Here is a 2,360-nt window from a genome sequence, read left to right on the forward strand (position 1 = left end):
TGCCGGAATCTCCAAATCCCCCGCGATTTTCGACATCGCCAAGCTGGATTACTTCAACGCCACCTATCTCCGCGCCCTTGCACCGGAGGAATTCGCGAAAATTGCGGAGCCGTATATCCGCCAAAGCGTGAAAAACCCCGCCATCAACCCCGCGGACATTGCCGCGCTGTTGCAGGCTCGGTGCGAAAAACTGACGGAAATTCCGGAAAAGGTGAACTTTTTCGACGCGCTTCCCGCTTATGATGTTGAATTTTATGTCAATAAGAAGTCCAAAACGGATAAGGACATCTCCAAGGCGATGCTTTCCGCCGCTATCTCCGCGCTGGAGGCCCTGCCCACTTGGGACACGGACGCAGTCCATGGCGCGCTGACGGGCCTTGCGGAAGAGCTGGAGGTGAAAAACGCCACGCTGATGTGGCCCGTGCGCATCGCGGCGGCGGGCAAGCTGGTGACGCCCGGCGGCGCGGTGGAAATCTGCCGCATTCTGGGGCGGGACGAAACGCTGAAAAGACTGCGCCACGGCCTTGTTCTGCTGGGCTGAGCGCTGACTGAGACTTCTCCATAAGAAATTCAAATTCAGAAGGATGGGTAGCCCAACATGAGTAAAATTGTGATTCCCGCCGGTTACAAAATGCCCCTGACCAACAACCAGCTTCAGCGCGCCATCGAATTTATCCACGCCGACTTTCAGAAGAATCTGACAGAGCGGCTGGACCTTCACCGGGTTTCCGCCCCGCTGTTCGTGGACGGGGCCACAGGCCTGAACGACGACCTTAACGGCGTGGAGCGCCCTGTGAGCTTTGACATCCCCGACGTAGGGACCGACGGACAGGTGGTTCACTCCCTCGCCAAGTGGAAGCGTCTGGCGCTGAAGCGGTACGAGTTCAAAGCCGGAACGGGCCTGTATACCGACATGAACGCCATCCGCCGGGATGAGGAGGTGGACAATCTCCACTCCGTGTATGTGGACCAGTGGGACTGGGAGAAGCACATCCCGCGCGAGGACCGGAACCTCCAGTACCTCAAGGATACCGTCCGCACCATCGTGGCCTCCATCTGCGACACGGCCGAGGATCTGCGCAAGAACTATCCGGCTCTCACCTTCCGCCCGGACCGGGACGTGTTTTTCATCACCACGCAGGAGCTGGAGGACCGTTTCCCCGACCTGACTCCCAACGAGCGGGAGAAGGCCGTTTGCCAGAGGCACCGCACCGTGTTCCTCATGCAGATCGGCGGGAAGCTCAACTCCGGGAAGCCCCACGATGGCCGCGCCCCGGACTATGACGACTGGACTTTGAACGGCGACATTCTCATGTGGAATCCCGTGTTGGAGCGCAATTTCGAGGTTTCTTCCATGGGCATCCGGGTGGACGAGGCGGCGCTGGACCGCCAGCTCGCCCTCTCCGGCCACGACGAGCGGAGAAGTCTCCCCTTCCATAAGATGCTGCTAAGCGGCGAGTTGCCCCAGTCCATTGGCGGCGGCATCGGTCAGTCCCGGCTGTGCATGCTGCTGCTTGGTACCTGCCACATCGGCGAGGTTCAGGCCAGTCTTTGGGACAAGGACACGATTGCCGCCTGCGAAGAAGCGGGCATCATTCTTCTGTAAGTCTTCCTGTGTCTTCAATAAGTTCCCGGCCCAGCCTTTCGGCGGGGTATCATAGGGGCAAAAAGTGAACCGGGTATAAATCTCCGTGACAGGGCGGACAGTTTTTGCTGTCTGCCCTGTCCTTTTGCGTACGTGCCAAAGCCCGTACTGTCTGCTGTGGCGTTGCTGGCAGCGGCAAGACTCCCGCATGGTTACGAATTACAATTTGAAATATTCATTCATTGTGGTATCATTATTGTACAGACAAAATCCGTAATGCACAGAAAACCACAAACGATTGACATTACTAAACGCCGATATTGACGCCGAGTAGCTCAAGCAGCTTTTTTTTCAGAGAAATTGGAGCGTATCATTGAGTTGTAGGGGACTTTCCGTAAAGCAACGCAGACTCTTAGGGCGTGAGTTGGGGTAAATAGAAAATGAAGGAGGAAAATGATGAAGTGTATTATGATTGTCGAAGACGACCGCAATCTGAACCAAGGCCTGTGTCTTGCGTTAAAGGATCAGGAGTTTCAGATTATTCCGTGTTTTGATCTGAAATCCGCGCGTGAGCTGCTTGCCGACGGCGCGCCGGACCTCATTTTGCTTGATATTAACCTCCCGGATGGTAGCGGACTTGCCTTGCTTCACGAGATGAAAGTCAGGAACGACTCCGTTCCGGTGATTCTTTTAACTGCCAACGATACTGAGGTGGATGTGGTGACGGGGCTGGAACAGGGTGAGGACGACTATCTCACCAAGCCCTTGAGTCTGG

At 56.1% G+C, this 2,360-nt stretch carries 2 protein-coding genes and 1 pseudogene; all 3 read left to right on the top strand.

The window, feature by feature from the left end; genetic code table 11:
• Nucleotides 1–541, top strand: a pseudogene (locus RTK01_RS16575) (glutamate--tRNA ligase); the annotation flags it as partial.
• Nucleotides 542–598: 57 nt separating this feature from the next.
• Nucleotides 599–1,606, top strand: a complete 1,008-nt coding sequence (gene asnA / locus RTK01_RS16580) for an aspartate--ammonia ligase (RefSeq protein ID WP_312282027.1) — start codon at nt 599–601, stop codon at nt 1,604–1,606.
• Between the two features lie 435 nt (nt 1,607–2,041).
• The coding region (locus tag RTK01_RS16585) for a response regulator (protein ID WP_312282028.1) at nt 2,042–2,360 on the top strand (319 nt) is incomplete at its 3' end.

Source organism: Oscillibacter sp. (genome assembly GCF_031978065.1).
Lineage (GTDB): Bacteria > Bacillota > Clostridia > Oscillospirales > Oscillospiraceae > Oscillibacter.

Excerpts from the sequence above, each read along its gene's own strand:
- asnA (WP_312282027.1), top strand. The coding sequence starts at position 599 with ATGAGTAAAATTGTGATTCCCGCCGGTTACAAAATGCCCCTGACCAAC.